This is a genomic window from Achromobacter xylosoxidans, assembly GCF_001457475.1.
Taxonomy (GTDB): domain Bacteria; phylum Pseudomonadota; class Gammaproteobacteria; order Burkholderiales; family Burkholderiaceae_B; genus Achromobacter; species Achromobacter xylosoxidans.
The window spans coordinates 6034252-6047873 of the sequence record NZ_LN831029.1 but is presented as its reverse complement, the minus strand read 5'-3'; the positions used below and the strand labels follow the sequence as shown (position 1 = coordinate 6047873).

Here is a 13622-nt window from a genome sequence, read left to right as displayed (position 1 = left end):
AACCCAGGCTATAATCTTGGCCTCTGCCCCGGTCTTGTGCCGGGGCACGACACCCGAGCGGGTGTAGTTCAATGGTAGAACGGCAGCTTCCCAAGCTTCATACGAGGGTTCGATTCCCTTCACCCGCTCCATTCCAAAGAATGCCAGGACGGCTACTGACGTCCAGATCCGCGTGAGCTGCCTCTCTCTCGCATGATGCTCCAACCTGAATTACCGTTTGAGTTCCTGGTAAGGCAGCGTCTTTCAGTGCAGTGATCGGAGGCTCCGGCAGGCCGCGAGGTTCGTGCCTGGCCCCTGCGGTCATGACTCAAGTTCGCAGCGCCATCGCGCGCAGCAGCGCATCGATCTGCCCGAATGCATCCTGCTGCCATTGTTCGGGTGTGCGGTCTCCCAGCGCTTGCGTGTTCCAGTAGAGGGAGACATTCTTGCGCCAGCGCTTCGATGCCACCAAGGTAGTTCCGCACGCAGTAGTAGATATCGTAGGCATCCTTCTGCTTGTAGCGGCCCGCCAGCGCATGACCTTTCATGGCCAATAGGGCAGGGATGGAGCACACCGCGATCTCTACGCGGTTGGTCCCTCCGTCCGGCATTGGGCCCTCCACCGCCACCAGCCGATAGAACCGCATCGCCAAGTCAGCGCCGTCGGCCCGTTGTACGGCAAAGTCGCTGATCAGGGGAGGGGTGTTCTTGACGATCTCCGCGTCGCGCGGCATCAAGAAATCGATCACGATGTCGATCGCCTCCCCGTCATCTCGCGGGAACCTGGCGAATCAGCTGGAAGCGCCGAAGCCCGTCGCGCTGGGTGTATCCGTGGCTCTGAAGCGCACCGATCAAGGTTGCGTACTCACCGTCGCCGAGCGTTTCTGCATCCAGACCAACGTCCACATCGAGCGTGCCGACGTGGGGCATGTCCTCGTTGGCCAATAGCAACCAGGGTACTGCCCCGCCGATGATGGCAAACTTGCCTTTGAAGCTGCCAAGTATCTGACCGATTTCGATCAGCACGGATTTCACGGCCGCGGTCGTGCGGTCGTCATATTCGGCGGCCGATTGTGGCTCCTGAGATGGCTTCATTTGGGCCATGAAAGCTCTTCCTTGCGCAGGTGGTCGGCGGCCTCGGTGCCGCGTTCGCCGGCAATGGAGAGGTCGAGGTAGGTTTGAACCAGACTCGTGCAGACTGCGCCCGGCGCAGGTTCAACGGTGTCGGTAAGCAATCCCATGTCCTTCGGCACGATGATGACCACGTTCTCGCCCTTTGCGGCAGGCGCGAGCTCCAGCGCCGACTGAAGCTTGCGTAGGCCATCCTCGTCGGCGAAGAAGTATTGTGTGCCGGTACGACCGTAGGGCGAAAGCCACTGCGCTGCCGAGAACGATGCGAAAGCAGCACGTCCAGGACCGTCGTCAGCGCGCAGCGCGGTACGGGCCGCGTTTTCGAACATGCTGCCATGCAGGGGTGTGTAGAACCGCAGATGTTCACCTGACGGTGCGGTGTAGCTGTCTCGCCATGCGTCCAGCAGTGCATCGGGTTCCGAGAGGATGAGGCCATCGTTCGAGGCGCGTGCCCATTCCCGATTAATCAAGCCGGTGCGTACATTACTGACGTGCCCCAGGCTGACGCCGGAAATTTCCGACAACTCGGTGACGCGCCATGCACGGTCGGGTTCGCGTAGCATGACGCGCAGAACCTGAGCCGATTTTGGCCTGAACAGCGATTTGAGTTCGCGTTGTTCGGCCACCGGTTTGTCCGCCACCATGCGCTCGATGAATACGCCGCCAAAAGCGATCCGGGCGTTGCCCTCCAGGTCGAGATAGCTGACGTCCTTCTCTTCGCACAACCGCCTCACCGCGGGCGAGATGTAGGGAGCGATGAAGACAGGCGTTGCCTCGGGAGCTCGCTCCGCAACGTAGTTCCGCAGTTCCAGCAACGCGGACCGGGCGTACCGCGGTTGCCCGTTCGATTTGTATTCGCAGATAAGCAGGTGCCGTTGGCCGTTGACGAGCAGCCGAGCGGTCAAGTCCGGCTCCCAATCACCGGATACGACTTCGGCTTCGATGCCTTCTATCTGAAGGATCGGGATCTTTTCAAGGACCCACCGCAGCGCCTCACCAGCCCGGGCCTCCGCTTCTTTCATTGGATGATCCTCTTTCATCATTCGCTGAAAGTACCATATTTATTGAAAGCCGTGGTCAAGATTTCATTCTTAATGGGATTTCAGCGTCTGCTGAAATTTATTCATAAAGTGAAATTTTGTTCCCTTCACCCGCTCCATTCACCGACGACCAACCGTAGCCTGCCGTGCGATGACGGCATCGACGATCCGCCGCAACTGCCGGTCGGCGTCGCGGATTGAGCGGTTCTGCGCGGACACCTGCGCGCCCTCGAACAGGAACGTGAGTTCGCTCGCCGCGTCTTCAGGCGACGCCAGGCCCGCCCGCTCGCACAGGCTGGCCAGTCGCCGCCATTGCCGCACCTTGTGTTCCTCGATCAGTTGGCGGCCGGGATGTTCCGGATCGGGCAGCTCCGCGATCGAGTTGATGAACGCGCAGCCGCGGTGCGACCAGGCGCGCGCCTCGTCCGAAAAATAGGTGACCCATCCAATGATCTGCGCGCGGGGATCGTCCGGATGCGCGGCCTCGATGGCATCGAGCGCGCGCCAATAGTCGTCGATCACCTGGCGCAGCCATTCGGTCACCAGCACATCCTTTGATTGGAAATGGCGGTAGATCGCCATCTTCGTCGTGTTGCCGCGAGCGGCGATGGCCTCGACGCCGGTCGCCCGGATGCCTTCGTTGTAGAACAGTTCGCCGGCCGCCGCGAGCACGCGTTCGCGCGGCGCGGGAGTGGCCTCGTTCTGGTTGTCGCTCTGTTTTCTTTTCATGGGTGCTTGACGATGATACTGATCGGTATCATCATTCGGGTTCCGTTGATACTGATCAGTATCACTCAGTGGCGATTCTATGCCACCCCTGGTCGATAGGAAACCGTAATGAAGCTCTCGGAGTACGTGCAGTACGACGCGATCGGGCTGGGCAGCCTCGTCGCGCATGGCGAGGTGAGTCCACGTGAGCTCGCCGACGCGGCGCTGCAAGCGTGCGCGCAGCTCAACCCGCGGATCAACGCGGTGATCGAAAGCTGGTCGCCGGACCTGGCCGACGTTGCCCCCGCGCGGGAAAGAAATTCGCCCCTCGCGGGGGTCCCTTTCCTGATCAAGGATGTGGGCGTCGCGATGGCCGGCAGGAAAAACGAGTTCGGCAGCCGGCTGGCGCAAGGCTTCACGGCGGCGGCCGATTCGCTGCTGATGCGGCGCTTTCGCGAGGCCGGGCTGGTGACCCTGGGGCGCACCGCCACGCCCGAGTTCGCCTGGAGCGGCACGACCGAATCCACGCTGTGCGGCCCGACGCGCAACCCCTGGAATGTGGCCCACGGCTCCGGCGGGTCGAGCGGCGGCGCCGCGGCGGCGGTTGCCGCCGGCATCGTGCCGTTGGCCCATGCCACCGACGCGGCCGGCTCGATCCGCATTCCCTCGGCGGCTTGCGGCGTGTTCGGGCTCAAGCCGACGCGCGGCCGCGTCTCCAATGGGCTCGCGCTGGAAGAGGCCATCAACGGCCTGGCGGCCCAGCTTGGCGTCAGCCGTTCGGTGCGTGACAGCGCCGCGCTGCTGGACGCGGTGCACGGCGCGGCGGATGGCGAGCCGTATGCGATTGCGCCGCCGGCTGGCCGTTACCTGGCGCAAGTCGGCATCGAGCCGGGCAAGCTGCGCATCGGCGTCATGCCGCAGGCGTGGGGAGGCAGGCGTACCCAGGCGTGCGTCCTGGAGCGCCTGGCCGAGGCGGTGCGGCTGTGTGCCTCGCTAGGCCACGAGGTCGAAGAGGCCGAGGCGCCGCTGGGCGTCAGCTGGGAGGCGTTCGTGCATGCCAGCTCGGTGCTGTGGTCCGCCAATATCGCCGCATGGATCGACGGCATCGCGGGCGCCATGGGGCGCCGGCCCGATCTGGCAACCCTGGAGCCGCAGACGCTCGCGGTCTATCGGACGGGGCGCGGGATCGGCGCCATCGAGATGGTCCATGCCCTCGATCTGCGCAATGCCGTGACCCGCAGCGTGGCGGCGTTCTTCTCGCGCTACGACCTGCTGCTGACCCCCACGCTGCCTGAACTGGCTCCGGCGTTGGGGACCTATGCCGCCGGCGCCGACACGATGGACGGCCACCAGTGGACCGACTGCGTCTTCGGCAATTCGCCGTTCACCCCGGTGTTCAACGCCGCCGGATTGCCGGCCATGTCGGTGCCGTTGTTCCAGGACGCCGCGACCGGCCTGCCGATTGGCATGCAGTTCGTTGCGCCGGCCGGCCGCGAGGATGTGCTGTTCCAGGTGGCCGGCCAGTTGGAGCGCAGCCTGCCTTGGGGGGGGCGGGAGCCCGGCGTGTGGGCGTCGACGGTGAACGAGTGAGCCGGCGCGATTCAAGTACCCTATAGCCCATCCCCGTGCCAGAACCACAAGTATGCAAGACGATCTTTTCGGCGATGCGCTGCCCGTGCCGCCGGCCAACACGCCGGATCAGGCCTCGTCTCGTGCCAATCCCGACCTTTCCGCCCTCCGGAGCATGGCCAGGGTGCTGCCCGCGCCTGCGGGGCAGGAATGGAGCGCGCTCGCGGGGCAGTTGCCGGCGCAGTTGCGCTTTGGCGTCTCCACCTGGTCATACCCCGGCTGGGAAGGGCTGGTCTGGGACGGCGAATACGATTCGAGCACGCTGTCCAGGCACGGCCTGGGCGCCTACCACCAGCATCCGCTTTTGCGCACGGTCTGCGTGGACCGCACGTTCTGGCAACCATTGACGGCGAGCCAGTACGCCGCTTATGCGGGGCAGGTCGATGACGATTTCCGTTTCGTCGTCAAATGCCCCGCCAGCGTTACCGATGCCCAGGTGCGTGGCGAAGCAGGCAGGACGCGGCAGGCCAATCCGCTTTTCCTCGACCCGTCGGTGGCTGTCCAGGAATTCGTGCGCCCGGCGCTCGAAGGCCTGGGGGCCAAGCTCGGTGTGCTGGTGTTCCAGCTGAGTCCGTTGCCGCTGGGCATGTTGAGCCGCTCGGCATCGCTGTTCGAGAAACTGGGGCGCATGCTGGCCGCCGTGCGTGAGGCATTGTCCGCGCATGATGCCGTGATCGTCGCCGTGGAAGTGCGCGACCCGGAACTGCTGGGCCAGGCGCTGGTCGACACGCTCAAGGCGCATGGCGCCACCTTCTGCCTGGGGCTGCATGGCAAGATGCCGCCGATCGAAGCGCAACTGCCGATGCTGCGCGCGCTATGGCCGGGGCCGCTGGTCTGCCGCTGGAACCTGAACCGCGTTTTCGGCGCATACGGTTATGCCGACGCGCAGAAGAAGCATGATCCGTTCAATGCCATCCTCAGCGAGGACATCCCCACGCGCACGGTGCTGGCGCGCACGGTCCGCGGCATTACGGGCGCGGGCCAGCCGGCCTACGTGACGGTCAGCAACGACGCCGAGGGCTGCGCGCCGCTGTCCATTCAGCAACTGGCCCAGGCCATTGCGGGGTAGGGCTGGACGGCAGACTCGGCGCCAAGGCCCGTCATTCCGGCTTTATACCCGCTGTCTTGACAGCCTCTCGCCACATCTCGACTTCGCTGGCTACCAGCCCGGCGAACGCCTGGGGCGTGGAGGATTTGGGTTCCAGCCCTTCCCTGGCGAACTGTTCCCGCAGCGCGGGCGCCTGCAACGCCTCGGACAAGCGTGCGTTGAGCAGGCTGACCACCGCGTCCGGGGTTCCCGCTGGCGCCGAGAGGCCATGCCACAAGGTCGCGGAGAATCCTGGAACGCCGGCCTCCGGCGCTGTCGGGATATCGGGCAACAGGCTGCTGCGGTTCTCGGTTGATACGCACAAGGCCGCCAACCGCCCATCGCGGACATAGGGCGTCACCGACGCCGTGCTCGCCAACATGAACTGAACCCGACCGGCCAGCAGATCGGTCAAGGCCAGACCGGTGCTACGGTATGGCACGTGGGAGACAGAAATTCCGGCTCTGCGGGCGAACAGCTCGGTGGCCAGATGCGTCGACGATCCGGTGCCCGAGCTGGCGTAGTTCAGACTGCCGGGTTTTTCCTTCGCCGCGCGCAGCAGATCCGCCAGGCGGGTGAAGCCGGTTTCCTTTCCTGCTACGAGCAACCAGGGACCGGACGCGATCATCCCCACGGCGCTGGTGTCCTTGACAACGTCATAGTTCAGCCGCATTACCGCGCCGTTGGTGGCGTGCGAGGTGGACAGCAGGACCAGGGTGTAGCCGTCGGGCTGCGAGCGTACCACCGCCTCCAGTCCCATGGCGCCGCCCGCGCCGCCGCGATTTTCCACCACCACACTGACGCCCAGCCTGTCCGTCAGGCCGCGCGCCACCACGCGCGCCAGCACGTCGGAGCCGCCTCCTGGCGCATAGGGCACGACCAACCGTATCGGCCGCTCGGGGTATCCCGCAGCCGCCCAGGCTGGCCGTAGCGCAGCGCCAGCCGCCAGGGCCATCGTTGTTGTGAGGAATTTGCGTCGTTCGTTCATGTGTGTCTCCTGCACCCTGTCCGGTGCGTCAAGCGAAGCTGGGGTCGAACAGCGACAGCGCGACGTCGCCGGGCGGGTGGCCGTCCAGGATGGCCTCGTCGACGACGATCCCCAGGCCGGGTTCGGCGCTCGCGCGGAAATGGCCGTCGCGCAGCACGGACGCGTTGCCGCGCACACCGGTCTCGAACAACGGCGACTCGGCGAACTGCTGTTCGACCGCCTCGGTGATGCCGAGCGCCGCGCACACATGCACGGTGTGCGCATGGGCCACCGGGCCCGAAGGGTTATGCGGCGAGACGGCGATATCGTGACCGGCCGCCAAGGCGGCGATGCGGGCGAATTCGCCATAGCCGCCGCAGTACTTGATATCCGGCATGATGACGTCGTACAGCCCTTGCGCCACGAAAGGCAATGCGCCGGCCACGCCGATGATGTTCTCGGCGCCGGCCAGTCGCATGCCGGCATGGTTCGCATGCCTGCGCAACGCGCGGATGCTGTCGTGCCATTCGGGGGACTCCGGTACGGGACATTCGAGCCAATGCAGGCGGGCGTCGGACAAATCATCGATGAAGCGCCTGGCGGCGTCGCCATCGAGGCGCCAGTGGCAGTCGACCATCAGCGGCAGGTCCGGCCCGATCGCGTCGCGCACCGCCAGGATGCGTTGCACGGCGCGCGCGGCCTCCGCCACGCCCTCGGCGGACGATGCCGTCCGCGGCGTCACCGCATCGAACGGCATGATCTTGATGCCCTGGAAGCCTGCGCCGACGGCGGCCTTGCAGGCTTGGGCAAAACCCGCCGGCGTGCGTTCCCTGACACTGCGATTGACGGTCGCGTAGGACCGCAGCGGCGTGCGATCGGCTCGGCCCCACAGATCGCAGATTGGCAGGTCCAGATACTGGCCGGCGAGGTCGAGGCTGGCCTGATCCAGCGCACTGATAACCGCATTGCCCGCGCGCCCTGCGGGCATGCCGGGGTAGGCTTTGCAAAGCGTGGCGAGTTCGTCCAGCGTCAGGTTGCGGATAGACGGCATCAAGCGTGCCAGGATGGCACTCATCGCACCCTCATGGGCGCGCAACGTCAGCTCGCCCCAGCCATGGCGACCGTCGTCCATGACGAGCTTCAGGAAGCTCCAGTTCGACCGCGGCGCGACGCCGGCCACGTGCAGGCTTACGTCCGCGACGCGGGCGGCCGCGCCTGTTTTTCGAGTTTCCAGGATGATTGAATGGCTGCGCATGCCGTGGGCTCCTCCGCCGTGATCGCATTGATGGGACCGAGGCACGAAGCCTCGCTGTGTTGTGTTCGACGATCTTATCGGCCACACTATTCGGGTCAACGTAGATTCGCCGAATCAATGCATGGAAAGCCACATATCCCGCGAAAAAAAGCGGATTCCGCTGATCGGATCCGATGAGGCGGCGAAGTTGCTCGGGATATCCCTGCGCACGCTCTACTCCTACGTCAGCCGTGGCCGCATCGGCCGCGTAATCGATCCCGTCACGGGCAACAGCCAGTACAACAGGGCGGAGGTCGAGGAATACGCGCGCAAGCGCGATCGCGGCCGCAGCGCGGGCAGCGCCGCGCGGGCTTCGCTCAGTTTCGGATTGCCAGTGATGGACAGCCAGGTCTGCGCCATCAAGGCCGGCAGACCGTGGTTTCGCGGCCAGGACGCCATCGCTTTCAGCGCGACCGCCACGCTCGAGCAGACGGCGGCCTTGCTTTGGGACGTGGATAGCCTGCCCGAGACGGGCCGCGCGGATGTGGCGGAGGACGCCGGCGCGGGCGGCGAGCGCTTTCTGCCGCGCTTTCATCAATGGCTGCTCACGAACATGGATCGGCTGCACGTGCGCGAGGCGCTGAGCCGCGACGAGCAGCTTAGGCACGCCAGCCGCATCCTGCGCGCCGGCGCGATCCTCGCGGTTGGCGATGAGCTGCATGGCGCTGCGATACACGAGGCCATGGCGCGCGCCTGGGGCGTGCCGGCCGGCGCGGCCGACATCATCCGACGCGCGCTCGTGCTGCACGCCGACCACGAGCTGAATCCGTCCAGCTTCGCGTTGCGCTGCGTCGCCTCGACCATGGCATCGCCCTATGCCGCCACCCTTGCGGGCTGTTGTGCGGCCAGCGGCGTCAAACACGCGAACTTTTCGGCGGTGATGGCCTTGACTGGCGCGACATTGCGCGGCGAGGAACCAGCCGCGTTGGTGGCCGCCCACGTGGCGACAGGCCAGGCGTTGCCGGGCTTCAACCATCCGCTCTATCCCAAGGGCGACCCGCGCGCGACGGCCCTTCTCGATGACCTCCGGGGCATCGCGTCCGGCCGCGATATGGCGCGCATCGACGGACTGCTCCATGCTGCCCGCTCCAGTCAGGGCCTGCTGCCCAAGAACGATTTTGCCTTGGCCGCGGTCACGCATCTGCTGCGCCTGCCGACGGACGCGTGCGAGCGCATTTTCGTGGTCAGCAGAATCGTCGGTTGGAACGCGCACGCCCTGGAGCAGTACAGTTCGCCGCTGCTCATCCGGCCCCGGGCGCGCTACGTGCCGGACTAGGTGCCGTTGGCCCGGGAAAGGGCGTGCAGCGCCGTCAACGCCGATCCGCGGTCGGTGGTTTGCGGCGGGCCTGCAAGGTCTCCTCGACGGCCAGCGCCAGCCCCAACAGGCGCACGTCGTCGCCGGGCCTGGCCAGCATGTCCAGTCCGACCGGCAATCCGACTGGCGCGCCAGCGTCGGGTGGCGTGAAGCCGGCCGGCAGGTCGATCGCCGGGAATCCCAGGGCCGATGCGAATATGCCGTTGCGTTCCGGCCTGGGGGCATCGCCCACGGCCAAGGGGGGGCGCTTCTGTGCCGGGTAGACCATGGCGTCCAGCGCCTGGGTGTCCATCAAGTCCAACATCTTGCGGCGTAGTGTGTCGCCGTAGCGCAGTGCCTCGCGGTACTCCGGCATGGCAAGAGGGTCCTGCCAGGCCACGGACTGCTGCAGGAACTTGCTCATCCCGGCGGGATACCGGCCCGCGGCCACATATGCGCGCAGCGAGGCCGGCCCGGCGCCCGTGGGCAGGCGCGCCAGGAACGCCTCGAACAATGGGCCGAACTCATAGTTGGCCACGTTGAGCCGCTTGCTGCCCAAGTCGGAATCGAATTCCGCGTCGTCAATCTCGACGATTTGCGCTCCTTGCGCGCGCAGGGCGTCCAGCGCCGTGCGTATGATCGCATTCACCGGCTCGTGTTCGGGACCTTTGCCGAACAGGTTCGCCAGCACGCCGAAACGCTTGCCGGCCAGGGACGCGCGCGCCGGCGGGCCCGCCCGCAGAGCCGTTGCCGCGCGCGCCGCCTCGGCGCCGGCAGGCCGCGGATCTGCCATGACGGCAAGCACCCGCGCGGCGTCGTCCACCGACCGGCAGATTGGGCCGACCACGTCCATGGTCGAGGACTGCGCGATGGCGCCGCGCCGGCTGACCAGCCCGGCCGTGCTGCGCAGCGCCACCACGCCAGCGGAACTGGCGGCGTTGCGCAGTGAATTGACGGTTTCGGTGCCCAGCGCGCACAGGCTCATGCCGGTGGCCACGGCCACCGCTGAGCCGCCGCTGGAGCCGGCGGCAAATCGCGTGGGATCGTAGGCATTGAGCGTCTGGCCGCCCAGCGAACTGATGGTGCTGCCGGCCACGGCGAGCTCGTCAAGGTTCGTTTTACCTATGAACAGCGCGCCCGCGTCGCGCAACCGGCTCAGCGCGTCCGCGTCTTCGCCCGCCACATTGCCATGCAATAGAACGGAGCCCCCTGTCGTGGCCATGCCTTTTGCGTCGAGGTTGTCTTTGACCGCTATCGGTATGCAATGCAACGGCAACACCGTGCCCGCGCGCCGAAGCGCATCCAGCTTCTGCGCGTCCGCGAGCAGGTCCGGGTTGACCGAGATGAACGCCTTGAGTTGCGGGTCCCGCTGCCTGATCGTTGCCAGCGCATTGCGCGCGACGTCTGCGCAACGGATGCGGCCCGCGGCTTGCGCCTGGAGCATTTCGGCGATCGACAATTCGCCCGGGTCCGGCGCGGACGCGGGCGAAGCGTCGGCAGGCGGGATTGGCAAGGCCAGGGCGCATGCCAGGATGGTCTTGATATGGTGGCTCACGGCCATGGTGGTTCTCCCCATTCCCGCGCGGCGGGATCGTTCTGGTTGGATGCAACGCCGGCTCATCATGAGCGCGGCGGCGCGCGGCGTCCAGGTTGATTCGTCGAAGCAACGTTTACGTCGCCTGCGCGCATCGCCATAATTTCCACGCGGTCTCCTGCGCGCCGCCGGCGCGGCGCATTCTTCTTCTGGAATATCGAATGTCACAAGATTCTCCGCGCACATCCTGGCCGACGGGCTACCTGATCAATCCCTGTGCCGATGCCCTGCCCGACGGTTGTGTCGACTTCTTCCGGGCCGCACCGGCCGCGGTGGTGGCGGACTGCGCCGGCCTGCAGGTTGCCTGTATTGGCCTGCGGCCTTTCCACGGCGCTGCGGGGGCGAAGCTGTGCGGTCCCGCCCTGACCGTTCGCGTGCGTCCCGGCGACAACCTCATGATCCACAAGGCATTGCTGATGGCGCGCGCGGGCGACGTCATCGTCGTCGATGGGGCAGGCTACCTGTCCCGCGCGCTGGTGGGGGGACTGATGCGCGCCACGGCGCTGGCGAAGGGGCTGGGCGGGTTTGTGGTGGACGGCGCTATCCGCGATCTTGATGAGTGGGCTGACGGCAAGGTCCCTGTCTATGCGCGCGGCCATACGCCGCAAGGGCCGGAAAAGCAGGGGCCGGGCGAAATCAACGTGCCGGTGGTGTGCGGCGGCATAGACATCGTCCCCGGGGATCTTGTGATCGGCGACACGGATGGCGCGATTGCCGTCCCTCGCAAGGTGCTGCATGGCCTGGCAGAGCGGGTAACCCTGCACCTGCGGCGCGAAGCGAGCATCCGGGAACAGAACGCCGCCGGCCGGCCGGATGCCGCGCGCATAGATGACCTGCTGCGGGCGCGCGGCGTGCCTGTCTAGGTCGGACGCAACTTTTGGAACGCTCCGATTCCCGCGATGCCGGCAAGGCCATGGTCCTTGCCCGACCGCCTGCCGTTGCTTCTGGCCGGGCGCGGTAAAATCCGCTCCCCATGCGCTATTCCGATTTCGACCAACGTCTCGCCGCCCTGGGCGCCCAACCGGCCCATCGCGGCCGGGTCATGCGCGCCTGGCTGACCGGTCAGGCGTTCGACAGCGACACGTGGCGGCGGCGCTTCGACAACTATCTGCCGCTGGCGCTGCGCGAGGCGCTGCCCGCCCTGTCCGCGGAGCTGGACGGCCTGGCGCGCGTCCGCTCCGAACATGCCGGCCACGATGGCTCGCGCCTGCTGGTCGACCTGGCCGACGGCCAGATGGTGGAAAGCGTGCTGCTGCCGCGCGACGGACTCTGTGTTTCCACCCAGGTCGGCTGCGCGGTCGGCTGCCGGTTCTGCATGACCGGCAAGAGCGGCCTGATCCGCCAGGTCGCCAGCATGGAGATCCTGGCGCAGGTGGTGCTGGCGCGGCGGCAGCGCGCGGTCAAGAAGGTCGTTTTCATGGGCATGGGCGAGCCGGCGCACAACCTGGACAACGTGCTCGAAGCCATCAACCTGCTCGGCACCGAAGGCAATATCGGCCACAAGAACCTGGTGTTCTCCACCGTGGGGGATCCGCGCGTGTTCGAGGCGCTGCCGCTGCAACCCGTCAAGCCCGCGCTGGCGCTGTCGCTGCATACGACCCGGGCCGAGCTGCGCGAACACCTGTTGCCGCGCGCGCCGAAGATCGCGCCGCAAGATTTGGTGGAAATGGGCGAGCGATACGCCCGTGACACGGGCTACCCGATTCAGTACCAATGGACGCTGCTCAAGGGCGTCAATGACGGCGACGACGAACTCGACGCCATCCCGCGCCTGCTCAAGGGCAAATTCGGCGTGCTCAACGTCATCCCCTTCAACAGCCTGGAAGGCGACGACTACCAGCGTCCCGAGACCGAACGCATCCGCGAGATCGTCCGTATCCTGCACCGCCGCGGCGTCCTGACGAAGGTGCGCAACAGCGCCGGGCAGGATGTGGATGGCGGCTGCGGCCAGCTGCGGGCCAGGGCGGTGGGCGCGGAGCGGGTGGTGCGGTTGCGCCGGTCACGGGGCGCGACCGCCTGACTCGGCCGCGCGGGCGGGCGCGCCGGCTACGCTGCGCGATATGCGCTGAGGCCTACCCCGGCATGTCCGCCGGATGATCCGCCGGCTCGCGGTTCAGTTTCGCGCAACGGTACAGCCCCTCCCGGTCCAGGATCGTCATCCCGCCATAGTGGGTCTGCAGTATGCCTTCCCGCGCCAGCCGGGTCAGGGCGGTGTTGCAGCGCTGGCGCGACACGCCGCACAGGCTGGCGATCTCTTCCTGCGAGATCTTGAGGCGGCCATTGGTGCCGGAATGCTGCTCGGCGTTCAGCTGCGCGGCGACGGCGCGGGCCACGGTGGTGTCGACGTCCAGCAGCACGTTGCCGGTATAGCTGGCCATCAGCCAGTTGACGCGCTGCGCCAGGTGCATCATCAGCGCCTTGGTGAACTCGATATTGTTGTTCCATAGGCGTTCGCAGGTGTCGCGCGGCAGGATCGCGACCTGGCTCGGCCGCAGCGCCACCACTTCGTATTCGAACGGCTCGCGGCGGATCATGGTGGCCTCGCCGAACCAGCTGCCGGTGCTGAAGCCGGCCAGCGACAGCGATTTGCCGTCCGAGCCGCGCGACGACCATTTCACCAGGCCGTCCACCACGCCGTACCAGCCCAGGGACTTCGAGCCCTCGCGGAACAGGCGTTCGCCCGCCTGCAATGACACCACCCGCAGTTCGGCCCGCACCACCTCGCGTTCGAGCTGCGGCAGGCCGTTGTACCAGGGTACGACGGCCAGCATCCGCTCCACCGGGTCTTGCCTGGCTCGCCGCTTCGGGCTGGCAGGTTCATGGCCGGTTCCGGCCGCTGCTGCGCGCATGGTTGTCCCCGTTCCGCCGTGGTGAGGGCGCCCAGGTAAACCCTAGGGCG

Annotated in this window: 11 protein-coding genes, 1 tRNA gene and 1 pseudogene; 6 read left to right on the top strand and 7 right to left on the bottom strand. The window is 66.7% G+C overall.

Annotated elements, in window-relative coordinates:
- Positions 1-57: 57 nt before the first annotated feature.
- Positions 58-131: transfer RNA gene (locus tag AT699_RS27235), tRNA-Gly, on the top strand.
- Between the two features lie 176 nt (positions 132-307).
- Here the strand turns inward: AT699_RS27235 and AT699_RS27230 are convergent.
- The 3 genes and pseudogenes from AT699_RS27230 to AT699_RS27220 form a co-directional block, all read right to left on the bottom strand.
- Positions 308-1083, bottom strand: a pseudogene (locus tag AT699_RS27230) (nucleotidyl transferase AbiEii/AbiGii toxin family protein).
- Complete coding sequence (locus AT699_RS27225) at positions 1071-2132, bottom strand: hypothetical protein (RefSeq protein ID WP_373862836.1); 1062 nt, start codon at positions 2130-2132, stop codon at positions 1071-1073. Before AT699_RS27225 ends, AT699_RS27230 begins: the two are co-directional and overlap by 13 nt.
- A 138-nt stretch (positions 2133-2270) precedes the next feature.
- Complete coding sequence (locus tag AT699_RS27220; RefSeq protein WP_024070487.1) at positions 2271-2879, bottom strand: TetR/AcrR family transcriptional regulator; 609 nt, start codon at positions 2877-2879, stop codon at positions 2271-2273.
- A gap of 108 nt (positions 2880-2987) precedes the next feature.
- On the opposite strand from AT699_RS27220, the gene AT699_RS27215 reads away from it, so the two are divergent.
- Positions 2988-4448, top strand: a complete 1461-nt coding sequence (locus AT699_RS27215) for an amidase (RefSeq protein WP_024070486.1) — start codon at positions 2988-2990, stop codon at positions 4446-4448.
- Between the two features lie 52 nt (positions 4449-4500).
- The gene (locus AT699_RS27210; protein ID WP_024070485.1) at positions 4501-5556 is read left to right on the top strand and encodes a DUF72 domain-containing protein; all 1056 of its coding nucleotides are present in this window, start codon (positions 4501-4503) and stop codon (positions 5554-5556) included.
- A 31-nt stretch (positions 5557-5587) separates the two neighbouring features.
- Here AT699_RS27210 and AT699_RS27205 read toward each other — a convergent pair whose 3' ends face one another.
- Positions 5588-6562 carry a Bug family tripartite tricarboxylate transporter substrate binding protein gene (locus AT699_RS27205; protein ID WP_006385769.1) on the bottom strand — a complete coding sequence of 325 codons (975 nt, stop codon included), beginning with the start codon at positions 6560-6562 and terminating at the stop codon, positions 5588-5590.
- Positions 6563-6590: 28 nt separating this feature from the next.
- Entirely contained in the window at positions 6591-7796 is a 1206-nt protein-coding gene (locus tag AT699_RS27200) for a mandelate racemase/muconate lactonizing enzyme family protein (protein ID WP_024070483.1), read from the bottom strand.
- Positions 7797-7857: 61 nt separating this feature from the next.
- Here AT699_RS27200 and AT699_RS27195 point away from each other — a divergent pair, with 61 nt between their 5' ends.
- On the top strand, positions 7858-9111 hold the full coding sequence (locus AT699_RS27195) for a citrate synthase family protein (protein ID WP_131727724.1): 1254 nt from the start codon (positions 7858-7860) through the stop codon (positions 9109-9111).
- A gap of 34 nt (positions 9112-9145) precedes the next feature.
- Here the strand turns inward: AT699_RS27195 and AT699_RS27190 are convergent, their stop codons facing one another.
- Positions 9146-10690 (bottom strand): amidase, encoded by a 1545-nt coding sequence (locus AT699_RS27190; protein WP_024070482.1) that lies wholly within the window; start codon positions 10688-10690, stop codon positions 9146-9148.
- A gap of 89 nt (positions 10691-10779) precedes the next feature.
- Between AT699_RS27190 and AT699_RS27185 the strand changes: the two genes are divergently transcribed.
- Both AT699_RS27185 and AT699_RS27180 read left to right on the top strand, forming a co-directional pair.
- Positions 10780-11586, top strand: a complete 807-nt coding sequence (locus AT699_RS27185) for an RraA family protein (RefSeq protein ID WP_232066993.1) — start codon at positions 10780-10782, stop codon at positions 11584-11586.
- Between the two features lie 110 nt (positions 11587-11696).
- A complete protein-coding gene (locus AT699_RS27180) occupies positions 11697-12743 on the top strand; it encodes an RNA methyltransferase (protein ID WP_024070481.1) in 1047 nt (348 codons plus the stop codon).
- A 52-nt stretch (positions 12744-12795) separates the two neighbouring features.
- On the opposite strand, the gene AT699_RS27175 is transcribed toward AT699_RS27180, so the two are convergent.
- Positions 12796-13494, bottom strand: coding sequence for a Crp/Fnr family transcriptional regulator (locus AT699_RS27175; protein ID WP_020926220.1), 699 nt, complete (start codon positions 13492-13494; stop codon positions 12796-12798).
- Positions 13495-13622: the final 128 nt, after the last annotated feature.

Bases quoted from the DNA above. Each gene is read 5' to 3' on its own strand.
- AT699_RS27225 (WP_373862836.1), bottom strand. From the start codon at position 2,132: ATGAAAGAAGCGGAGGCCCGGGCTGGTGAGGCGCTGCGGTGGGTCCTT.
- AT699_RS27220 (WP_024070487.1), bottom strand. From the start codon at position 2,879: ATGAAAAGAAAACAGAGCGACAACCAGAACGAGGCCACTCCCGCGCCG.
- AT699_RS27215 (WP_024070486.1), top strand. From the start codon at position 2,988: ATGAAGCTCTCGGAGTACGTGCAGTACGACGCGATCGGGCTGGGCAGC.
- AT699_RS27210 (WP_024070485.1), top strand. From the start codon at position 4,501: ATGCAAGACGATCTTTTCGGCGATGCGCTGCCCGTGCCGCCGGCCAAC.
- AT699_RS27205 (WP_006385769.1), bottom strand. From the start codon at position 6,562: ATGAACGAACGACGCAAATTCCTCACAACAACGATGGCCCTGGCGGCT.
- AT699_RS27200 (WP_024070483.1), bottom strand. From the start codon at position 7,796: ATGCGCAGCCATTCAATCATCCTGGAAACTCGAAAAACAGGCGCGGCC.
- AT699_RS27190 (WP_024070482.1), bottom strand. From the start codon at position 10,690: ATGGCCGTGAGCCACCATATCAAGACCATCCTGGCATGCGCCCTGGCC.
- AT699_RS27180 (WP_024070481.1), top strand. From the start codon at position 11,697: ATGCGCTATTCCGATTTCGACCAACGTCTCGCCGCCCTGGGCGCCCAA.
- AT699_RS27175 (WP_020926220.1), bottom strand. From the start codon at position 13,494: ATGCTGGCCGTCGTACCCTGGTACAACGGCCTGCCGCAGCTCGAACGC.